We start from the raw sequence: 20,778 nt of genomic DNA on the forward strand, positions 1-20,778 counted from the left end.
CTCTGCTCGAGGCTCGCGGCTTATTCGTGCCTGGCAACGTCGGGTATCGGCAGCCGAAACCCTTCGAGCCACCTGACCAAAAGTTGCCCCTCGCCTACATGCTCCACGTTGGCCAACTCTGCAAGCACGTCGCCGTGGCAGGGCCGCGGCCAGCAGCGGCAGCCCAAGCGATAGCCGCGCAAATTCCACACTGCGCGCAACAGCCCCGGGTGGCGCACAACGCGCCGACAGAACTGCGCGATCACCTGCTCCCGCGTGCCATGAACACCGATGTGAAACGGATTCGCCCATTGCGTCGGCCGGCCGATAAACACATCGAAGGGTTCACGCCGGCAGTGGACGACGCGGGCTGGCGGCCGACTTTCCAGCCGCGCGCGCCGCGTGGCATCGCGCCACGCCCACTCGAAAGCCCGCCAGTGGGAAGAGCGCTCGTGTTCCAGCACGATCGGCAGCTTGTGCAACAGCGCCTTTTCCGCCTGCGCGGGCGTGAACGACCCGCCGGCATAGTAGGCCACTGGCGGGGGCTCGGGTGTGACGTGCGGAGCATAGGTGGGATCGATCACACGCCCGTCGAACTCGCACCAACCGTGCTCGATGACGTACGGGACCGGACCAGCCGTCACCACCCAACCCTCGACGTAATGCGCGCCGCGCCCGAGATGGCTCACCGCCAGCGCGGCGTTGCGCCAACAGCGCCGATGCTGCGCGCGGATGCGGCGCGCTAGCTGCGCCGAAGTATCCGCGTCGAAGACAACATTCGTCACCGCCAGCATGGCCCAAAACCCCGGGCGCGTTCCATACTCCGTTGGCAAGATGTCAGTCAAGAGTTGCCACACCCGCGCCGCACTTACCATCCATTCGCCATTCACCATTTGCCATTCACCATTTGCCGTTGCCCACCACTCGCCCCTACGCTGCGCTGTCCACCACTTTTTGTGATAAGGAGAACCCAGTAATCCGAGCGAGGTGCGCGGGGCGATGGACTCGAATCCATGTGGGCGACAGGCGACGCGTTTGCGGCTCGTACTGGTTGGTTTCCTGCTTCTGCTGGCGCTGGAGTTACGCCCCAGCCGCGCAGGAGCCGCCGACTACGAAGCCTGGAACTGGGTTTACAAAAGCTGCCACGGACGTTTTGCCGACGTAGTTGCGAGCGGCTTCGGCACACTCATCGGGCTTCCCGCGGCTGGCCTTTGTGGTGTTGTCCTGCTGCCGGCCGATGTGGCCCACGAGATTCGCCACCCGGAGGATCGCTTCCTCCATTACTCGCGCGCGGCATGCGTGAAGCCGTTTGCCGCCGTGGGAGGCGCAGCGTACCTGCTGATGGGCGCCCCTTTTTACGCCGCGCAGTGGCTGGTGTGGGACTTGCCTCACGGGCCGTGCCCGGCAGCGCCACGCACTGTGCCCAAACCTCCGGAAACCACGCCGGCGAGTGCGGCGGAGTGACGCGAGCGACGTTGCTGAGCGGAGTCGTGGAGCCGCCGCTTCCCTGACGCGCACGCGGCACGCGTCGGGTCACGGAGAATGCGCGGCAGCAGAGGCCTCGGGGGTGTCGTCCGGACGCGTGTACCAGTACGCCCATAAGATCAGCACGGCTTGAAACGGCAGCCGCACCCAATTCCAAACTCCAGCTCCTTCGCTGCGGCCGAACAGCGGCACGTTGTTCCACGCAATGTGGATGTTGGCGGGGAATACCGCGATCAGCAGCAAGATCGTCGCCCACGCGGCCAGTCGTCGGGTCGGCGGCCACAGCACGCCCACGCCGCACAACACCTCGGCAACTCCGGAGAGGAAAATCAGCTCGCGGTGCCAAGGCAAGTACGGCGGCATCATGGGCATGTACGTGTCCGGCGACACGAAGTGCATCGTGCCTGCCACGATGTAAAAGACGCCCATGACCCACAGCAGGGCGCGCTTGATGGGGCTCATGGGGCGTGGTTTGGACCACGGGTGCACCCTGAAGTCAAACGCTCTCCACGGGCAAGGTCTTTCCCGCCCGAATGGGCTTCTGTAGAAAGCCCTGTTCATGGGAGACAAAAACTTTCGCCTACCCCGGAACGTCTGGCCCCGGCGGTACGGGCTCTCGATCGTGGCGGATCTGCAACGCTGGCAGTTTCAAGGTAACGTGCAAATTGACGTGCAGGTCTCCGAACCCTGTACCCGCGTGTATCTCCACGCCGTCGATTTGCAGATCGAAGCCGTGCAGGCCTTTTGGGGCGGCACTTGGCACTCGGCGAGCCGCGTGGAAGCCGATGCCGATGCCGAGGTGATCGCCATCGACTTTGTGGAGCCGTTGCCGGTGGGATCGCCCCGGCTGGATCTCGCCTTTCGCGGAGAGATCCTGGCTCGCTTGCGCGGCTTCTACCGTTCGGAGAAAGATGGCCTGCGCTACGCTGCCACGCAGTTCGAAGCGGCCGACGCACGCCGTGCGTTCCCGTGCTTCGATGAGCCGGAGTTCAAGGCGCGTTTTGCCGTCACGCTGGTCGTGCCCGCGGGCACGGTGGCAATCAGTAACGGACCGGAAATCTCTCGCCGCCAGCGTGCGGACGGGCGGTTGGAGTTTCGCTTCGCAGAGACGCCGCCGATTTCGTCTTACCTCGTGGCTTGGTGTATCGGCCCCTTCGAAGCGACACCGTTGGAGTTCACCCCCACCGGTGTGCCGGTGCGCGTGTGGTTGCCGCGGGGAATGGCGGAAAAGGGCGCATACGCGCTGGCCGCGCACGCGCAGTCGCTCGCGTACCTCGAGGACTACACCGGCATTCCGTACCCCTACGCCAAAGTCGACGCCATTGGCGTGCCGGATTTTGAGGCCGGTGCCATGGAAAACCCGGGGGCGATCACTTACCGGCTCACGGTGATTGCCGCCGACCCCGAGCGCGCCTCGCTGCCCACGCGCAAGGCGATTTTTTCCACCGCGGCTCACGAGCTCACGCACATGTGGTGGGGAGACTTGGTGACCATGGCTTGGTGGGATGACCTCTGGCTCAACGAGTCGTTCGCCACCTTCGTGGGCTCGAAGGTTACCGCCGACTTGAACCCCCAGTGGAACTTCTGGCGGGACTTTGTTGCTGCCTTGCAGCGCCCCTTCCAACTCGACTCCCTCGTGACCACCCACCCGATCTCCTTCCCGGTAGCGAATGCGAAGCAAGCGACAGAGCGGTTCGATGTTATCACCTACTGGAAAGGCGCCGCAGTGGTGCGCATGATCGAGAACTTTCTCGGTGCCGAGAACTTCCAAAAGGGGGTGCGCGCGTACCTGCAACGGCACCGCGAGGCGAATGCCACCGCCGAGGACTTTTGGCGCGAGCTCAGCACGGCGTCGGGTCAGCCGGTTGCGGAATTGGCCCGGTCGTGGATCCGCGCGCCCGGGCACCCGATCCTCGAACTCCGCACCACCGTTCAAACCGATGGAATTCAAGTGAGCGGGAAACAGCAGCGCTTCTTTGCTGACCCCGCTCAAGCAGAAACCGGCCACACCACGGAGTGGGTGATTCCGGTTGTGTGGAAGTACGGCACTGATCGTGGAATCCGCGAGCACCGCGAGGTGTGGCGGGGAGCGACGGCGTCGGTCCACCTCCCCGGTGCACGCTGGTTCTACCCCAATGGCAGTGCCGCAGGATTTTACCGCTTCTTGCTCGACGATGCTGCCTTGCACGCCCTCGTCCCAGCAATTCAACAGGGATTGGCACCGCACGAGCGCCTGAACTTGCTCGATAACCAGTTTGCCCTCTTGCGCGCGGCACGAGTCAGCGTCGCGGCCTACTTCCGCTTGCTCGACGGCTTCCGCGCGGAAACCGATCGCGCGGTGGTGAGCTTGATGATCGATCAGCTCAGTTGGCTCTGGCTGCACGTGATCGACGACGAATTCGAACCCACCTTTGCCAGCTTCGTGGAGCAACTCTTGCGGCCACAATGGGAGAGTTTGGGCTGGGAGCTGCGACCCACGGAAAGCGAGGACGACCGTTTGCGGCGCGCGGCGTTGCTTGCCGCCCTCGGCTCCATCGCTCGGGTCGCCTCCATCCGGCAAGAAGCGCGCGCACGGCTGGAGCGGTACTGGCAGGACCGGCAGTCGCTCGACCCGAATCTGGTGACGGCGGTGGTCAACGTCGCCGCCATTGAGGGCGACCGCACGCTCTACGAGCGGTATCTCGAGCGCAAGCACCAATTTGCCCACGAACCCGAGGAAGAGTACCGCTTCCTGATGGCTCTGGCGTCGTTCGAACATCCGGCTCTCGTCCAACGCACGCTGGAACTCGCGCTCAGTGACGAAGTGCGCGCACAAGATCGCCCGTTCTTGCTCGGTGCCCTGCTCGGCCGCCGTAAGGCACGACCGGCCGCTTGGAAATTCGTGCGCGCGCGGTGGCAGACGCTGACGGAACTCCTCGACCCAATGCTGCTGCAGAACCTCATCCGTGCACTCGGGCAAGTGACGTACGAGCCGGCAGCGACGGAGGTGTGTTCCTTCCTCCAAGACCATGTGCGCGACGAAACCCGCGAAACGACCGCACAGGTGTGCGAACAGCTTCGCCTCGATGCCGCCATCGTGGCCCGCTTGCGTGCTGAACTCCCGAAGGCACTGGGCGCGACAACGCAGTAACGGAGCAGTCAGCCGCGGTTCCGCCGGCCACACGGTTGCACTGGGTCGTAGGGGCGACGCATGCGGCGCCCCTACGGGTTGCGTCTCGTTGAAGAGATCCCGTCGCCGTGTGGTGGCCGGCAACGAGGGCAGCCACTAGGGCTGCCCCTACGATGGCGCGGGCGGCGGGTGCAAGGATGGGCAACGCGCGTGGCGCCGGTCGCAACACCGCCCGCAGTGCGCGCGTTCCCCATTCGTTATTCGCCATTCGCCATTCGCCATTCGCTATTCGCTAACCCACCACTCACCACTCGCTACTCGCTGCTCGCCCCCGCACGCACCACGGGCGACGCATGCGTCGCCCCTACAACCAGCGCTCGCCCTCCCCCCACACCGGCTATCACGCGCCGCCGCGGCTCTCGCCCCGGCCGAGCGCTCCCGCAATCAGATGCGCCACGCGCAAAGGCTCAGGCAGGCGGCCCCAGAGAGTCGTGCGTGCCAACAACTGCTGAGCCTCGTCGAGCGATAAGTTCCAGCGCTGCACGTAAACTCCAGCGAGCGGTTCCATCGGCCCCAAGCGTTCCAGGCATTGCCATTTGCCGCGCCCCTGAGGCACTTTCTCCCACAAGGCGCGGCGCAGTTTGTCCCAGTTGGGCTGCCGCCGGGCCACCACCAACACAGGGCGGTGCAGCTCGCTGCTCAGGGTGGGCACGTCCACGACGTTGAAACCCGCAAACGTCACCCCCTGCAGGAGGACCACCTGGATGTGCTCGTAAAAGCGCGACTCGCGCACCAGCCGCCCGAACACGTCGGTGGCATCGTCGCCGTCCCGCTCCACGGAACCCAACAAGACCCCGTCGAGTCGGGTCGACGCGAACACCGCACCGACCACGGGCACCCGTCCGGCCTGCCGCCGATGGAAGGGGGCGTCGTCGAAGCCCACCGTGTTGGAAAGCCGCCGCACTTTGCGTTGTTCTTGCCTGCTTCGCGGCTCTGTCGAGCTTCACCGGAAGCTTGCGAGGACACCCCGCCGTGCTGCTTCAACGAGGGGCGATGGCGGTGACGATCCATGCCGTGCCTAACATCCGCACGCCGTCCTCGGTTTCGTACGGTTTTAGGGCCTCGCGCACGCTCTCCGCTACACGCCGGCGAAGTTCGCCATCGGCTTCTTTGAGGAGTTTTCCGGTCGGCCCCATTTGCAATAAGAATTCAACCGCCCCCTCCAAGGGTTCCCCGGCACCGATGAGGAGCTCGCGCCGCACGGTGTGGAACTCGAGGTTTTCATAGCCGGCTGCGCTCAGGATGCGGCGCACCTTGTCAGCATCGGCAAAGGCAAACGGCCCGGGCGCATCGGGGTTAGGCAGCTCCGCGTTGGGCAAATGCTGCAGCGCGGCCATCAGGGGAACGGCCATCCACGGGTTTTCCGTCACCGCCTGCCAACACACAAACGCCAAACGTGCGCCGGGCCGCGAGGCTGCAAGCAAGTTGCGAAAGGCAGCTACAGCGTCGGCAAAGAACATCACCCCGAAGCGTGAGAACACGAGATCGAACTTGCGCGGCGGGAAGGGATAGCTTTGCGCGTCGCCGCGCACGAAGGTGACATTCTCTACCCCTTCGGCATCGGCCCGCTCGCGGGCGCGGTCCAGCATGGGCGTGGAGAGATCGATGCCGAGTACATGTCCGCCCGGGCTCACGCGCTGCGCCAGCTCGATCGAGGTGTGGCCACAACCACAGCCAACGTCGACCACGCGTTCTCCCGGGCTGACCCGCGCAAGGTCCATGGCCTCGCGTCCGAGTGGGCCGATTTGGGCATCCAAGAGCCGCTGGTACCGCACCCACTTCTCGCCCGCTTCGCTGTTCCAGTACTCCGCTTGATCGGTGTTTACGATGTGCATGCTCTGTCCTCCGTTTGCCGCGCGGCTCAGAGCAGCCGGGTCGAGTCCAACGAACTGGGAGTTTGCCCTGTTCCCCTCCCCTTCACGCTCCGAGCCGCAGCACTCGTGATGCCGCCAACGCCGCCATCCTAGCCCACCAGAGCGTGTTGCAACAGGCGGAGCAGCGCTGCGCGTCGGGAGCGCTCTCGAGCACGAAGACCATTTCCGCCACCGATGCTCCGAGAACTCGTGGTTGTTCGTTGCGGCGAGTACCGACCCTCGATCGCGGACGTCTCCCGGTTGGACGGAGCGAGCCGGAGATGTGGGGAGCCGAACATTCAGCCGGCGGTGCGGGCGTGGCGGCGGAATTCTTCGGCGCAGGCGTCTTCCGGGTCGAGTTGCAAGGTCATGTGGGTAATCCCGAAGCGATCGCGGAGCACGGTTTGCACGTGTTCGATCAATGCCCGATGCGTCACGTCGTTACGAACTACTAGGTGCGCGGTGAGCTCGTACATGCCGGACGTCATCGTCCACACATGTAAATCGTGCACTTCCAGCACGCCGGGGAAGTCCAATAACGTCCGCTCGATTTCGCCGAGGGAGAGCTCGCGCGGCGTGCCCATCATGAGGATGTCCAACGACTCTCGCACGATCTCCCACGAGCTGTACAAGATCAGCGCGCCGATGCAGAGGCCCGCCACAGCGTCGGCCCACTGCCAACCAAAGGCCCACATCGCCAGGCCCGCCGCAAGTGCGCTGAGCGAGCCCAAGGCGTCGCCGAACACGTGGACGATGGCTGCGCGCACGTTCAAGTTGCCCACCGGTCCGCGGTGGAGCATCCACAACACGGCTGCGTTGACCGCCAAGCCGAGTGCGGCAACCGGAATCATCCCGGCGGCGAGCACGGCCGGAGGCGACCACAAGCGGCGGTAGGCTTCGTGCCAAATCAAGCCCACCACGAGCCACATGGCCAACCCGTTGACGAACGCGGCGACGATTTCGATGCGATGGTACCCGAAGGTTTTGCTCTCGGTTGGTGGGCGCCTGGCAACCCACGAGGCCAACAATGCGATCGCCAGCGCAGCCACGTCGGACAGCATGTGGCCGGCATCGGAAAGCAAGGCCAAACTGTTCACCCACCACCCGGCGGCAGCCTCGACGGCGCAAAAGCTCGCAGTCAGCACCAGCGCCCGGCTGAGCGCCGCTGAGCTAGGCTTGGTGGGATGGGGTGCCACGGTCCAGTTCTTGTCGACGGCTGCGCCGCCAAGGTGGCCGTTGCTACTCACCGCCTTCGCGCAACTGTCGCTTCCAATCCAACACGCGGGCTTTTGCGGCCCAGGCTTCAGCCTCGGCAATTTTCCCCGCGCGCTGGCAAATGCGCGACAGGTTTGTGTACGCAAGCTGCTCTTCCGGAGCGAGCTCGACAGCCTTTTCCGCAGCCGCAATGGCCTCGTCCCACAGGCCCTGATCTGCCAGGGCCATGGATAGCCCTTCCCAAGCGTCAGCGAAGTTGGGATCCAACGCGATCGCAGCGCGGTAGTGGTCGATCGCGGCGTCCAGGTCGCCTGCAGCAACGCAGTCTACGGCCTGATCATAAAGTTCTTCGGCGCTCGGCATGATCCACACCTCTCGCGGTTCGAGGTGCGAACATGCTACCCGAGCAACCCGTGCGGCTCAACTGCAGGGAGCCGCACACAGGCGCCCGCGATGACAGCGACGGTTGCTGCCTGTGGCTGCGTAGCGGCTCCCCCGCCCTCGGTGCATTGTCGCTATCTGGGCGGAGTGCTAGCGAACCGCAAGCGCTCTGCTTTTCGGAAGCAGAGCGCGTTGTCCTTTGATGGCTACGGATCACGTCGATTTTGAGCAGGCATACAAACGGGTGGCAGCGCTCGGCCATGGCGGTGGCGATGCGTCCGTCGTCCGCGTGCAGGGGATGCGCGGTGGGGCGCGGAGTTTTTTCCTGCGCGCAGTAGCGCGGGCGTCAAGCCGCCCGCTGTTGGTCGTGACGGAAAACCCGACGGCCGCGGAGGCACTGTTCGACGAGCTTTCCTGGTGGCTCGGGGAAACGGAAACACTGAGTCCAACCGATCGCCGCGTGCATCTCCTCCCGGCGTACGATGCTCCGCCCCTCGAGGAACTCTCGCCCACGCCCGAGGTGGTGGCGCAGCGGGTACACGCGCTGTACCAGCTCTTGCACGGCAGGGCGCCGCTGGTGGTGGCCCCTGTGGAAGCGCTGTTGCGCAAGGTGCCGCCACGCGAGGCGGCCCGTGCCCGCTGGCGCTATCTCGTTCCGGGCGACGAACTCGATCGCGATACACTGGCGCGGGAGCTCGTGCGCTGGGGCTACCGGCGTGTGGAACTGGTTGAAGATCGGGGCGATTTTGCCGTGCGCGGGGGCATCGTCGACATCTTTCCCGTTGCCTATGCGCTGCCGGTGCGCATCCAGTTGGACGGCGACGAGATCACCGAACTCCACCACTTCGACCCCGCCTCGCAGCGCTCGCTGAAACCCTGTGCGGACCTCCTGCTGCTCCCTATGCGGGAGTTCGATACTGAGCGCATGTTTCATCCCGCGGTGCTCCGCGCCGTCGAAGAACGTGCCTTTGCTGCCGAAGTGAGCCGCGAGGAACGGCTGCGGTTGGTGGCCGGCTTGGAGAGCGGCATTGCGTTCCCAGGTATGGAGCGCTTGCTGCCACTCGCTTACGATACCCCGCTCGAACCCGTGTCGGCATATTTGCCGCCAGACGTGCTGCTGTGCTTTGACGGCCCGGCCGCGATCGAGCTTGCCGTCGAAGCCGCGGCGGAAGACATTCGCAAACGCGCCGCCGCCAAGGTGGAAGCCAACCAGTTTCTCTTGGATCCCGAGCTCTTGTACCTCGATGCCAAACAGTGGCGCGAACTCTTTGGCTCGCAGCCGCGGGTGGAGCTTGAAGCGCTGGAGATGTTGGTTGCCGCCGAGGGCGCGCCGTTGCTCACCGTTGCCTCTCACGGTGTGCGGGAAGCGCGCGTGGAGCGAGTTGCGGGTCGCCGCGAAGTCACGTTTGCTCCAGCGGCGGCGCGCATCCGCGATTGGTTGCGCGAGGGCTACCAGGTCGTTGCCGTGGTGCACCAAAGCTTGCAGGCCACGCGCTTGCGCAATTTGCTCGAGAATCACGGCATCACCGTGGTGCAGGCGCCGTCGCTCGAGGAGGCATTGTCAGCACCGCGTCAACACGCAGTGGTGTTCGTCTTCGGCCATTTGAGCACGGGCTTTCGCTTGCCCGACTTGAAACTGGTTTTCCTCAGCGAAGGGGAAATGCTGGGTGGCGATCGCCAGCGGCGGCGCAGCCAGCGCATCGACGTCGGCCAACTGCTGCGCAACTTGAGCGAGCTCAAGCCGGGCGACCATGTGGTGCACCTTGACTACGGCGTGGGCCGCTACTGCGGCCTGGTCCACCTTAAGATCAACGGCATCGAGAACGATTACTTGCACCTCGAATATGCCGGGAACGACCGGCTCTACCTCCCCGTCGAGCAAATCGGGTTGCTGCAAAAGTACATCGGGGCCGACGCCTCGCCGCCGCCGCTGGACAAGCTCGGCAGCACCCGTTGGGCGCGGGTCAAACAGAAGACCAAGGAAGCGATCCTGGCGATGGCCAAGGATCTCATCGACATTTACGCCCACCGTGAAGCGATGCAGCGCAAGCCCTACCCGCCGCCGGATGCCTACTACCGCCAGTTCGAAGCCGCGTTTCCCTTCGAGGAAACCGAAGACCAACTGCGCGCCATCGAGGATGTGCTGGCCGATATGCAAAAGCCGAAACCGATGGACCGCTTAGTCTGCGGCGACGTCGGCTTTGGCAAAACCGAAGTGGCCATGCGGGCCGCCTTCCTCGCCGTGATGGATGGCCGCCAAGTGGCCGTGCTCGTGCCCACCACCGTTCTCGCGCAACAGCACTTGAACACCTTCCGCAAACGCTTCGAGGGTTATCCGGTGCGGATCGAGATGCTCTCGCGCTTTCATTCGGCGAAGGAAAATGCCGCAGTGATTGCCGGCTTGAAAGACGGCAGCGTGGACATCGTGGTGGGCACGCACCGGCTCTTGCAAAACGACGTGGGCTTTCGCCAACTCGGCTTGCTCATCATCGACGAGGAGCACCGCTTTGGGGTGCGACACAAGGAAAAGATCAAGCAAATGCGCAAACTCGTCGACTGCCTCACACTCACCGCCACCCCAATTCCGCGTACCTTGCAGATGGCTTTTCTCGGAATCCGCGATCTCTCGGTAATAGAAACTCCGCCGGTCGACCGTCTCGCGGTGCGCACCTACGTCACCCGGTACGACGAGCAAGTCATTCGCGAAGCACTGCTGCGCGAAAAGGCGCGCGGCGGGCAAGCGTTTTTCGTGCATAACCGCGTAGAGTCGATCGAGATTCGCGCGCGCCAGCTCCGCCAACTGGTGCCGGAGTGTTCCTTCGTGGTCGCGCACGGGCAGATGAACGAGCATGAACTCGAGCGGGTGATGACCGACTTTGTCGAGCGCCGCTTCGATGTGCTTGTGTGCTCGGCGATCATCGAATCGGGCTTGGACATTCCCACCGCCAACACGATCATTATCGACCGAGCGGACCATTTCGGCCTCGCCCAGCTCTACCAGCTCCGGGGGCGGGTGGGCCGCTCGCACGAGCGCGCCTTCGCCTATCTTCTCGTCCCGGGCGAGCAGCTCATTACGCGCGAGGCACAAATGCGGCTGCGCGCGCTGCAAGAACTCGACGACCTCGGAGGCGGCTTCCGATTAGCCACAACGGATTTGGAAATCCGTGGTGCTGGCAACTTGCTGGGGAAACAGCAGTCCGGGCAAATCGCTGCTGTGGGGTTCGAACTTTACCAGCAAATGCTTGCAGAAGCGGTGCACGAACTGCGCGGCGAAACCGTGGAGCAGGACATCGAGCCCGAACTCCAACTGGGAATCAGTGCCTTCATTCCCGGGTGGTACATTGCCGATGAAAACCAGCGCTTGGTGTTTTATCGCCGGCTCGCCCAAGCGCACAGCCGCAAGGAACTCGACGCGCTCGCCGCCGAGTTGCAAGACCGCTACGGGCCTTTGCCCCCCGAGGTGGATTCGTTGCTGGGGGTGATGGATTTGCGCCGGGTTTTGAAAGTGCACAAAGTGCAACGCGTGAAAGTTGCCGGCGAGCACGTGTTGCTGCAGTTCCACCCGCAAGCGGATGTCGATGTCGACCGTTTGATCGCCCTCGTACGTACCGGCAAAGGCCGCTTCAGCATTCCGGCCGATTTTCAGTTGAGTTTCCAAGCCCGCAATCGCGATAGCGATGGGCTATTGGCGGAAATTGAAGAGGTGGTCGAGCAAGTGACCGGAAGCCTGCGCGAGAAACTGGAGGGAACGTATGCGTAACTGCAAACGCCACCAGCACCGGATGCTCATCGGGGGAACGTGTGTGGTCGCGTGGCTCTACACCTTCGGCATCTTCGGGTGCCTCGCCTGGACGAGCCCGCGCGCGGCGTTCGGCGAGCGCATCAACGCGGTGCTCGCCACGGTGGACGGCGAGCCGGTGACACTTTACGAGGTCAAGCGCTTTGCCAAAACCAGTTTGCGCTTGCGCCAATCCACCGGGCTTTCCGAGGCCGAACTCCTGCGCGCAGTGATTACGGACAAGATCGTCGAGCGCGAAGTGCAGCAAAAAGGTATCATCGTGCGCGATGAGGATGTGGACGCATACATCCGCTCGGTCAAAGAGCGCAACCGGATCGATGACCGCCAGTTGGAAGAGGCCCTCAAGGCACAAGGGCTCGACATGGCAACTTACCGGAAGCAAGTGCGGGAAGACCTGGCCCGGCAGCAGCTTTTGGCGCGGGAGATTCGCGGCAAGGTGACGGTGACCCCCGAAGATGTGCAACGCTACCTCGACGAGCACAAAGAAGAATACATCGGCCCGGCGCGCGTGCGCATCGCCCATATCTTCTTCCCGCTCCCGCCGGATGCTGGGGGCGACCAAGTGGCTGCCACCTTGGCACGGGCCGAAGAGGTGCGCCGGCAAATTGCCGACGGATTGGATTTTGCCGTGGCCGCGCAGCGGTACTCGCAAGATAAAACCGGCCGGGAAGGTGGCGACCTCGGCTGGTTCAAGCCCGGCGAGCTCGTCGACGAACTCGAACGCGCGCAAGAGCAGCTTAAAGTTGGCGAGGTGAGCCCGCCCGTGCGCACCCGTTTGGGGATCCACCTGATTCGGGTTCTCGCCCGCGAACAGGAGGGCAGCGTGGATCGCAGCGTGTTGGAAGAAGAAGTGCGGCAAAAACTCTACTCACAGGCGCTCGAGGAGCGCTTTCAGCGTTGGCTCAGCGAAGACTTGTACAAACTCCACCACGTGGAGATCTTCGCAGACTAGCGGCCCATGCCCGCGCGAGACGAGCGCCCGGTGATTGCCATCACCATGGGAGACCCCGCGGGGGTCGGTCCCGAGGTGATCCTGAAAGCACTCCGTCAGCCGCGTGTGCGCCGCTCCCTCGAGCCGCTCCTTGTCGGCGTGCCCACAGTGTTTGTGGAGTGTGCGCGCCGCTACGGCTGGCCGTTGCACCTGGAACCTTACCCGCGCGCAGGCCGCACGCGGAAGGGCTCGCTGCTCGTTAAGGAAATTTCCACCAGCGGTCCGCTGCCTCTCCCGGGAGCGCGACTCCGTGCGGCGGAGCGGCGCCAGTGCGGCGACACTTCGTACCGGGCGGTGGCGGCGGCGGTGGAGTTGGTCCGCAGGAACGAGGCTGCAGCGCTCGTGACCGCACCCATTGCCAAGGCCCATTGGGCAGCCGCAGGCTACGACGTGCCGGGCCACACGGAGTTGCTTGCGCAGTTGGCCGGCAACGTGCCGGTGCGCATGATGATGGCGGGAGCGCGCTTGCGCGTGGTGCTGATGACCACCCACGTGCCACTTGCCGAAGTGCCGCGCCGGCTCGACCGCGACATCGTCGAGGCGACGATTCGCATCACCCACCGCGCGCTGCAGCAACAGTTCGGCTTGCCCTCCCCGCGCCTGGCACTCGCGGGACTCAATCCCCATGCCGGCGAAGGTGGCTTGTTCGGCCGGGAAGACGAGGAGATTTTGCGCCCCGCGGTGGCGCGGGCCCAACGGCGCGGCATCAAGATCGCGGGGCCGCTGCCGGCGGATACGGTCTTCTTTCAAGCCTACCATGGCGCTTACGACGCAGTGCTGTGCCCCTATCACGATCAAGCACTCGCCCCCTTTAAGTTGGTGCACTTTCACGACGGCGTGAATGTCACCCTCGGGTTGCCGTTCATCCGCACCTCGCCGGATCATGGCACGGCATTCGATATCGCCGGGCAAAACCGCGCCGACCCGCGCAGCATGGCCGCCGCCTTGCTGCTCGCAGCAGAGCTCGCTTGCCACAACCAGCCGTAAGGCGCGCGCCACCTCCGGTAGCGGCGACGCATGCCTCGCCCGTGGTGTGGGGTGGGGCCGCCAGCGGCGAATGGGCCTGGTGGCGTTTCGTAGGGGCGACGCACGCGTTGGCTGGGGTGTGGGATGGGGTGTTAGCGGCGAGTGGCGAATGGATGGCGAGTGGCGAGCAGCGAATCGCGAATGGGGAACACGTCGACTGGTGACGGTGTCGCCGCCGGTGGCCCACGCGTCGCCATCTTGGCACGCGGCACCAACACGCTCGTGGAGGCGACGCATGCGTCGCCCCTACGAGCCCATCATTCATCCCGCCATTCACGTCCAGGGGCGCACGGGCGCATGCTGGGCAGCTACCACCTCCGGATTTTCCGTGTCCGAAGCCCACTGCAGGGGGTTATCCGCAATGTATGGGCGAATGCGCTCCCACTCGTGTTCGTTGCGGATCACGTGTTCGTAATAATTGCGCTGCCACACGGCGGCACGTGGGCTGCCGCGCCAGTGGTTGATACGCTTGCTGACGAGCGATTCGAACGAACCAACAATCAATGGATGCCACCGATTGGCGTCTCGGCCCGCGTAGCCGTGCCGCTGACCCATGATGCACCAGGGGCGACGCATGCGTCGTCCCTACGGCCGCGGGCGTCAGGGGAAATAGAAACGCAAATCGGCGAGCAAGCGCCGCAAGGGAATCTGCCCGTACTTCGGCTGTAAACTGGTGTACACCCAGCGCGAGCCGCACAGCGGAAGGGACAGGCGCGACAAAGGACCGAGCGGCCCCATGCACATCGTGATCACAGGAAACTCGCGGTGCTCCCAAGTGAAGGCGGCCAGGCGCCACACATCATCCGGCTGTTGTGCTTGCAAGGCGAGTTTCACGGCGTCCGCCCCGAGAGCGCGGGCACGCCGAAAGAGCGTGGCGAGCGTTTGTGCCGTTGGTGTGCGTTCGAAGTCGTGATACGACAGCAGCACCCGGCAGCCCTGCGCGCGCGCCTCATCGAGCAAGGGGGCGAACTCCCGTGCGCTCTGGAGTTCCACGTCGATGGCTGCCACATGCGGCAGCACTGCGCGCCATAGCTCGCAGCGGGTTTCGTCCGCCAGGCGCTGCGCACCGCCTTCCTCGGCTCGGCGCACGGTGGCCAGCAGGGGGCGCCGCAAGCGGCGCAACGTGGCAGCGATGCCGGCAACGTGCGCAGGGTCGTGCGCAGCGAACTGATCGATGCGGAGCTCGAGAATGTCCACCCCCGGCCGTACAGCGCGGCGCACGGCGGCCACATCGTCGTGCACGGCCAACACCACCTTCGGTCGCTCACCGGGTAGGCCGAACAATGCCGCGCCCGGCGCCGCTTTTTGTTTTCGCGCGCTTCCCATATGAGAAAAGGGAACTAGCACGTAAAACGCTGAAGCATACCCATGCAAGGAGCACAGGAACACGAGCGACAAGCGACGGTGCGGGAGGCCGGAGGGCGCGGTGCGCTGACCCCCGAGGTGGAGGAGCTCATGCGCATCACGGCCCGACGCGCGGCGTGGTTTTTCGTATGGAGCATCGTGTTTGCTTTGAGCATCGGTGCCACCTTGGGCGCTCTCCTGTGGCTCGGGCTGACTTTGCAAGTCGACCTGCTCGGCGGGCTCTCTCCTCTGTCCGCACGCCATGCGCACGCCTACGCTCAGATCTTTGGCTTTGCCGTATTGTTCGTGTGCGGCGTGGCGTACCATGTTCTTCCGCGCTTCAGCGGACGCGCATGGCAAGGGGGACCGTGGCAGCGCCTGACGCTCCTCGGCCTCGCTAGCGGGGCTGGGCTCGCCGCCGGAGCAGCGTTGTGGGGAGAAGAGCGTGCGTTGCTTTTTCTTGCCCACGCGGCGTTGGTTTTCGGCAGTTTGGCTTTTGCGCGTGCGGTGGGAGGGCAACTGCGGGGCGCGGCAGTGACCCCGCCGCTGCTGCCGGTGTACGTTCAATTGGGCTCATGGTGGTTGGTAGCGGCAAGCGCCCTCCCGCTGCTCTCGCCGACGGTGCTCGCTTCGGACCGTTCCGCATTGTGGGAGGCCGCGTTGTGGGGGTTTGCGGGCAACTGGATCTATGGGATGAGCTTGCGCATCCTGCCCGCCTCGTTGGGTTTAGTGTACCGCGAGAGCGGGGTCGACCGGCTCATTTGCGCCGCGCACCAAGTGGGAACGCTGCTGTGGTGCCTGGGGCTAGTAGGGATGAGCGGCTGGCTGCCCGTGGCGGTAACAACTGCAGGGCGCGCCGGTGGGCTGTTGCTCGCAGTGGCGGGTGCTGGCTTCGTCTGCCGGCTCGGCTTCTTCCGCGGGCGGGCAACACCGGCACACCGCATGCCGGGGACGGAAAAATACTTGTGGAGCGCCTATGCCTACCTCTTCCTCGCCCTCCTGCTCGGACCGTTGCGGGCGGCGGTTACGGGCACCGCCTATGTCGGACCCGTAGCCGACTTTGCCCGCCACGCGTTCACGTTGGGGTTTCTCACGCAAATGATTTTCGGCGTGTCCATGCGTGTGCTGCCGGCGGCAGCCGGCATTCCCATTTGGAGCCCGCGCCTGCGCGACGGCACGTACTGGCTCCTGAACCTCGGCATCGTGCTCCGCGCTGGTGAAGTGATCACCGCCTGGGGTGCGAGCACCGCGTGGTATCGGTGGTCGGCAATTTCAGGACCGATCAGTTGGGCCGCCTTCGTTCTCTTCGCTGTCAACCTCGTGATGAGCGTCCGTCAACACCGCCCGGGGCCTGCCACCTCTCGCTAACTCGCCTGGGAGAGCCCCCCACCCACCGCCACGGGCGACGCATGGGTCGCCCCTACGTAATCCTGGAAGGACCAACCATGGTCCATGTCGAACGACAACAACAGCACCGCCGTTCCATCCGCCTGAAAGGGTCCGACTACAGCCAGGCAGGGGCCTATTTCACCCACGATTTGCACACGGGACCGAGCGCCTGTGTTTGGCGAAATCCAGGGTGGGGTGATGCGGCTGAACGAATGCGGCGCAATCGTCCGGGACTGTTGGGTGGCGATTCCGGACCATTTCCCGCTGGCGGCATTGGATGAATTCGTCATTATGCCGAACCATGTGCATGGCATCATTTGCATTGCAGAGGCATGCACCGTAGGGGCACGGCATGCCGTGCCCCTACCGAAGACCTTGCGGCAATCGCGAAGCGAACAATTCGGCAACCCCATTGCCGGTTCCATCCCGACCATTGTGCGGTCGTCCAAATCCGCCACTACGAAACGCATCAATGAACGCCGCGGCACGCCCGGCGCGACCGTCTGGCAGCGCAACTATTATAGGAAAACATGATCCGGAAATAAAAATCGCTGATGCGCATCCGTGAATACATCCTGACCAATCCCTTGCGCTGGCATCTGAATTGAGAAAATCCAGACTGCACCGGAAAGGACGACGCGTGGGATGCATCGCTCGGACCCGTGGATGCTGGGGCCCATGGCCGTGATGATTCAGGGACGTACGCCCCCACGGAGAACAGCGATGACTAAGGTTTATACGCTCAAAGCACTCACCGACATCTGGACCGGCGACCCCAACCGGAGCGGAGACCGCGCGACCACGACCGGTCTGCTCGGCTCCATCCGCTGGCGGTTCGAGGTGCTCGTGCGCGGATTGGGCGGGAAGGCGTGCGACCCGACGAAGCACCAATGCGAGGGTGCGCGGCATTCCGTCCTCTGCGAGCTGTTCGGCTGCACGGGCTGGGCGAGGAAATTCCGCTTTGAGCTCCTCGACGGAACCGGGAAGGTCAAAGCCACGCAGATCAAGCAGAACCAGACTTTCACGCTGCGCTTCCTCGAACTGCGCCCCATTCAACCAGTGGAGTGGGCCCTGTTGGACCTGACGTTGTGTCTCATCGCTGAGTACGGCGCGGTCGGGGGGAAGACAGTGCTCAAGCCGAGCGACGAGGCAAACCGTGCCAACGCCGCTCATCACCGGGACTACGGGCTGATTCAAATCCTGAAACATCCGGACGACCTGAAGTCCCTCGACCGCAAGCAACTGGGGGATTATGTGCAGCAACCGCGCAAGCCAGCTCACGACGACTTCGATTGGGCATCGCTGCAGAACCTCTGATGCGTCAACGGACGCTACCTCGCCAGACAGGACGCCAATGCGAGCACGCTCGATCGGGTCATCGGCAGGCCCGAGCCGAAGTCCACAGTCATCGCGGGGGGACTCGTGGCTCGCTGGACGGCGCGCATGCGGGGACCTTAACCCGCAGCCTGCGGAGAGCAAGAAGGTCTTCAGCTTCAAGTTCAAGAACCCCGCGCGCATCTTCGGCTTTGTAAAGCCTGACCTGCTGACGCTGGACGAGATGCGTCAGCGATTGAAAGGCGTGTGGGCGAATCTCAACGATGGCGAATTCGCGAGAGGGCTTGCCATCCTTCAGGAGCTGCTCAGGGGTGGAGGAGGGAGGAGCTCGCCATGACCTTCGACTTCTGCGGTCGTCTCGCGTCGCTGCAGGCGTGTCCAAGGGACGGACCGCTCCCCTGCGGTCTGGCTTTTGGCTTTGTGAACGGCTGCACGGTTTGGAGCACCAAAGGTGGCAATCGGAAGAACGAGGCCGGCAACCGCTACATGAAACGGGCAGCCCAGGGCTCGATTGCCGTGCCGGCTGGACTCCCGCTCGATTCCTGGCCACCACAATTGCTGCACCGAGATTGGCTCGCTCTCGAGGTCGAGCTCGAACTGCGCGCGCCCTGGTACTCCAAAGACGACCGGATCTTCCACGTGCTCGACAAGCCAGTGCACAAGGATCGCGTCTTCGGCGTGCCGTTCATGGCGGCCGCGAGCTGGAAGGGGATGTTACGCTGGGCCTGTCGCATGCAGGCGGGGTTACGCCAACATCTGGAGGAAGGAAAGCGATTCGAGGAGTGGAAAGATCCGGACTGGATCCTCCACCTGTTCGGCAACGAGAAGGGAGCTGACGAGCAGTTTCGGCAGGGCGTGCTGGTTTTCTATCCGACCTGGTTCGACAAGATCGGCTTGGAGGTGATCAATCCGCATGACCGCAGCCGTCGGCGCCGGCACGTAGCTGATTGTCTACGAAGTGGTGCCGCCGGGTACTAAGGGGAAACTCCGGCTGCTCTACGAGCCCTGGCCGGGGAAAAAAGCGGCAACGGAATCGAAAGATGTCTTGCCCTACCTGCTGGAATCCATCGAGACGCTGCTGGCCAGCTATGGCATTTCGGCCAAACGCACCGTCGGCTGGGGCACGGCAGAAATCAAAAAGTGGCGAGGCTTTCGACAGGAAACGCCGAACGACCAGCCGATCTAGGCGGACGATAAGTGCAAGCTTCTCGAACAGCTCCTTCCGAATCCCGGAGGTGCGTCGTGAGCGAGGGCGGACAGATGATCCAGACCCTCCGCGACCACCGGCCGCTGCTTTTGGCCTGCGAGGCCATCGGCTGGCTCCACATGACGGGCAAGGCGCACCCGGACTTCTTGCGAGCGCATGGCGGCGTCGGAATTGAGTACGAACGATCTGCGCTGGCACAAGAAAGAGAACCCGCCGTTTCCGTGGGGTGACAAACTGAGGTGGCTCAAGGACCGTCCATGGAGCAGCATTCCGCCGGACAAGTGGCCTTCCTCGCTGACGGAGTTTTTGACCGAGCACCGGAAGTCGGGGAGAGGTCTCCTCGGCCTGCTGCAAGCTGCCCACGGCATGGCTTCGGGAATCGAGAAGAATATTCCTGCGTCCACATCGAAGTACTTGAACCAGGATATAACGCACATGTGGCTCGCCTCTCCCTTCGGCCACCCTGTGCGCAACCTCCTCAACGATCCGCCACCCCTTCTGCACCCGGGAAGCTGGCGGGATTTGCTCGACCGCATCGAAAACCTTCTCGAGGATCTACAGGCGCTCGGCAATCCGCCTTCACCTCATACCGCCAACGATCTCGATGGCTGGTGGAATTGGCGGGAAGGTGTGGTCGGGTCGCAAGGCTGGCTGAGGCAGGCGTTCCTGTCCACCCTCGCCGAGACGCGCCGGCCCAACAACGACGTGACGCTATGGGACCAGTCCTACGTCGCGGCGGCCCTCTTCAAATCGGCCGTGGCCGGTGCCGTTCTCGCCGGAACATCTTTCAAGTGGGGCGAGCAGCTCAAATATTAGACCCGCTGGCGCGTGCTCACGGTCGGTGTCGGCACGCGTCACTACGAGGCGCGGGCGGTCAAGATCGGCGACTGGGTAGGTGCACAGCGCGAGATCGAGCGGTTCTTTGAGGAAGTGCGCAGGCTGATCGAGGTAGGTTTGGCGGTCGGGTCGCTCGTTTACTGCGACGAGACCCCGGCGTTCACCTTTCCTGGCCAACGGGCCGACGGGAGCAGCGGCCTCGATGATTCGTGCGCGAACGTGCTCGAAGATGAAATCGCGCTAGCGGTTGATGAGCTCGCCGGCGTGGCGCAACTCGAGACGCCGCCCCACGTTGCCCTGTCAGATTCGACTCGCTCCTTCGTGCGGATGGTCGCCGCGCTGCACCGGGGCCGAGAAACGTTGGCCGTGCCGGTCCACCGCGAATGGGCCATCGAGGGCGCTGGCACGGCGCCATCTTCGGGGGGACGCCACGTCTGTCCGGTATGTTCGGTGCGCTTCAACAAGCCGCCGCCGAGTGCGAAAACCGACAACGCGCGGAAAAGGTGCCCGTGCGCCGTCTGCCGGGAGCGCCGCCGCGGTCGCCCCGATGCTTGGCTGGCCGGGGAGAGCGACATTATCTGGATTTCCGAGGTCGCCGACGAGAATGACCGGGTGGCTCTGCTCACTTTCGGCTTCGACCTGGAGCCCTGGCTGAATGGCGAGCACGTGGACTCGCTCCGCGCCCAAAGCATTGCCGAGTGACGTCGCTTCAATCCTGTGGTGGGCAATCAGGACAACCCGATAGACCCGGCAAGACCGTTCGATTCC

Annotated in this window: 20 protein-coding genes and 1 pseudogene; 13 read left to right on the plus strand and 8 right to left on the minus strand. The window is 64.1% G+C overall.

What is annotated here, in order from left to right:
- Positions 1-20: 20 nt before the first annotated feature.
- Positions 21-872 (minus strand): DUF4326 domain-containing protein, encoded by an 852-nt coding sequence (locus tag N3C12_05490; GenBank protein MCX8071889.1) that lies wholly within the window; start codon positions 870-872, stop codon positions 21-23.
- Positions 873-978: 106 nt separating this feature from the next.
- Here N3C12_05490 and N3C12_05495 point away from each other — a divergent pair, with 106 nt between their 5' ends.
- A complete protein-coding gene (locus N3C12_05495) occupies positions 979-1,443 on the plus strand; it encodes a hypothetical protein (GenBank protein MCX8071890.1) in 465 nt (154 codons plus the stop codon).
- A gap of 69 nt (positions 1,444-1,512) precedes the next feature.
- Here the strand turns inward: N3C12_05495 and N3C12_05500 are convergent, their stop codons facing one another.
- Complete coding sequence (locus tag N3C12_05500) at positions 1,513-1,926, minus strand: DoxX family protein (GenBank protein ID MCX8071891.1); 414 nt, start codon at positions 1,924-1,926, stop codon at positions 1,513-1,515.
- Positions 1,927-2,023: 97 nt separating this feature from the next.
- Between N3C12_05500 and N3C12_05505 the strand changes: the two genes are divergently transcribed.
- Positions 2,024-4,594, plus strand: coding sequence for a M1 family metallopeptidase (locus N3C12_05505; protein ID MCX8071892.1), 2,571 nt, complete (start codon positions 2,024-2,026; stop codon positions 4,592-4,594).
- Between the two features lie 379 nt (positions 4,595-4,973).
- On the opposite strand, the gene N3C12_05510 is transcribed toward N3C12_05505, so the two are convergent.
- The 4 genes from N3C12_05510 to N3C12_05525 all read right to left on the minus strand — a co-directional run bounded on the left by N3C12_05510 (position 4,974) and on the right by N3C12_05525 (position 8,064).
- The gene (locus N3C12_05510; protein ID MCX8071893.1) at positions 4,974-5,537 is read right to left on the minus strand and encodes a DUF99 family protein; all 564 of its coding nucleotides are present in this window, start codon (positions 5,535-5,537) and stop codon (positions 4,974-4,976) included.
- A gap of 76 nt (positions 5,538-5,613) precedes the next feature.
- On the minus strand, positions 5,614-6,468 hold the full coding sequence (locus tag N3C12_05515) for a methyltransferase domain-containing protein (protein MCX8071894.1): 855 nt from the start codon (positions 6,466-6,468) through the stop codon (positions 5,614-5,616).
- Between the two features lie 317 nt (positions 6,469-6,785).
- Complete coding sequence (locus N3C12_05520; protein ID MCX8071895.1) at positions 6,786-7,733, minus strand: cation diffusion facilitator family transporter; 948 nt, start codon at positions 7,731-7,733, stop codon at positions 6,786-6,788.
- Positions 7,726-8,064: a tetratricopeptide repeat protein gene (locus tag N3C12_05525; GenBank protein MCX8071896.1), complete on the minus strand. Its 339-nt coding sequence runs from the start codon at positions 8,062-8,064 to the stop codon at positions 7,726-7,728. The genes N3C12_05520 and N3C12_05525 overlap by 8 nt, the downstream gene beginning before the upstream one ends.
- A gap of 220 nt (positions 8,065-8,284) precedes the next feature.
- Between N3C12_05525 and mfd the strand changes: the two genes are divergently transcribed.
- Genes mfd through pdxA form a run of 3 tightly spaced genes read left to right on the plus strand, consistent with a single transcriptional unit; the run spans position 8,285 to position 13,859 of the window.
- A complete protein-coding gene (gene mfd / locus N3C12_05530; protein ID MCX8071897.1) occupies positions 8,285-11,842 on the plus strand; it encodes a transcription-repair coupling factor in 3,558 nt (1,185 codons plus the stop codon).
- Positions 11,835-12,833 carry a peptidylprolyl isomerase gene (locus N3C12_05535; GenBank protein ID MCX8071898.1) on the plus strand — a complete coding sequence of 333 codons (999 nt, stop codon included), beginning with the start codon at positions 11,835-11,837 and terminating at the stop codon, positions 12,831-12,833. The genes mfd and N3C12_05535 overlap by 8 nt, the downstream gene beginning before the upstream one ends.
- Positions 12,834-12,839: 6 nt before the next feature.
- Positions 12,840-13,859: a 4-hydroxythreonine-4-phosphate dehydrogenase PdxA gene (gene pdxA, locus N3C12_05540; protein MCX8071899.1), complete on the plus strand. Its 1,020-nt coding sequence runs from the start codon at positions 12,840-12,842 to the stop codon at positions 13,857-13,859.
- A gap of 312 nt (positions 13,860-14,171) precedes the next feature.
- Here pdxA and N3C12_05545 read toward each other — a convergent pair whose 3' ends face one another.
- Complete coding sequence (locus N3C12_05545) at positions 14,172-14,474, minus strand: hypothetical protein (GenBank protein ID MCX8071900.1); 303 nt, start codon at positions 14,472-14,474, stop codon at positions 14,172-14,174.
- 24 nt (positions 14,475-14,498) lie between these two features.
- Positions 14,499-15,140, minus strand: a complete 642-nt coding sequence (locus N3C12_05550) for a type I 3-dehydroquinate dehydratase (GenBank protein ID MCX8071901.1) — start codon at positions 15,138-15,140, stop codon at positions 14,499-14,501.
- Between the two features lie 126 nt (positions 15,141-15,266).
- Between N3C12_05550 and N3C12_05555 the strand changes: the two genes are divergently transcribed.
- The 8 genes and pseudogenes from N3C12_05555 (at position 15,267) to N3C12_05590 (ending at position 20,712) form a co-directional block, all read left to right on the plus strand.
- Positions 15,267-16,610 (plus strand): NnrS family protein, encoded by a 1,344-nt coding sequence (locus tag N3C12_05555; protein MCX8071902.1) that lies wholly within the window; start codon positions 15,267-15,269, stop codon positions 16,608-16,610.
- A 77-nt stretch (positions 16,611-16,687) separates the two neighbouring features.
- Positions 16,688-17,239 (plus strand): annotated as a pseudogene (locus N3C12_05560) (transposase).
- 115 nt (positions 17,240-17,354) lie between these two features.
- Entirely contained in the window at positions 17,355-17,948 is a 594-nt protein-coding gene (gene cmr1, locus N3C12_05565; GenBank protein ID MCX8071903.1) for a type III-B CRISPR module RAMP protein Cmr1, read from the plus strand.
- A 351-nt stretch (positions 17,949-18,299) separates the two neighbouring features.
- Complete coding sequence (locus N3C12_05570) at positions 18,300-18,944, plus strand: RAMP superfamily CRISPR-associated protein (GenBank protein MCX8071904.1); 645 nt, start codon at positions 18,300-18,302, stop codon at positions 18,942-18,944.
- The gene (locus N3C12_05575; GenBank protein ID MCX8071905.1) at positions 18,925-19,152 is read left to right on the plus strand and encodes a hypothetical protein; all 228 of its coding nucleotides are present in this window, start codon (positions 18,925-18,927) and stop codon (positions 19,150-19,152) included. Before N3C12_05570 ends, N3C12_05575 begins: the two co-directional genes overlap by 20 nt.
- Before the next feature lie 74 nt (positions 19,153-19,226).
- Positions 19,227-19,403 (plus strand): hypothetical protein, encoded by a 177-nt coding sequence (locus N3C12_05580; protein MCX8071906.1) that lies wholly within the window; start codon positions 19,227-19,229, stop codon positions 19,401-19,403.
- 136 nt (positions 19,404-19,539) lie between these two features.
- Positions 19,540-19,989, plus strand: coding sequence for a hypothetical protein (locus N3C12_05585; protein ID MCX8071907.1), 450 nt, complete (start codon positions 19,540-19,542; stop codon positions 19,987-19,989).
- Positions 19,990-20,001: 12 nt separating this feature from the next.
- Positions 20,002-20,712, plus strand: coding sequence for a hypothetical protein (locus N3C12_05590; GenBank protein MCX8071908.1), 711 nt, complete (start codon positions 20,002-20,004; stop codon positions 20,710-20,712).
- The last annotated feature ends 66 nt before the right edge of the window (positions 20,713-20,778 follow it).

The sequence above is a fragment of the Candidatus Binatia bacterium genome (assembly GCA_026415395.1).
In the GTDB taxonomy this organism is placed as follows: Bacteria; Desulfobacterota; Binatia; order HRBIN30; family HRBIN30; genus HRBIN30.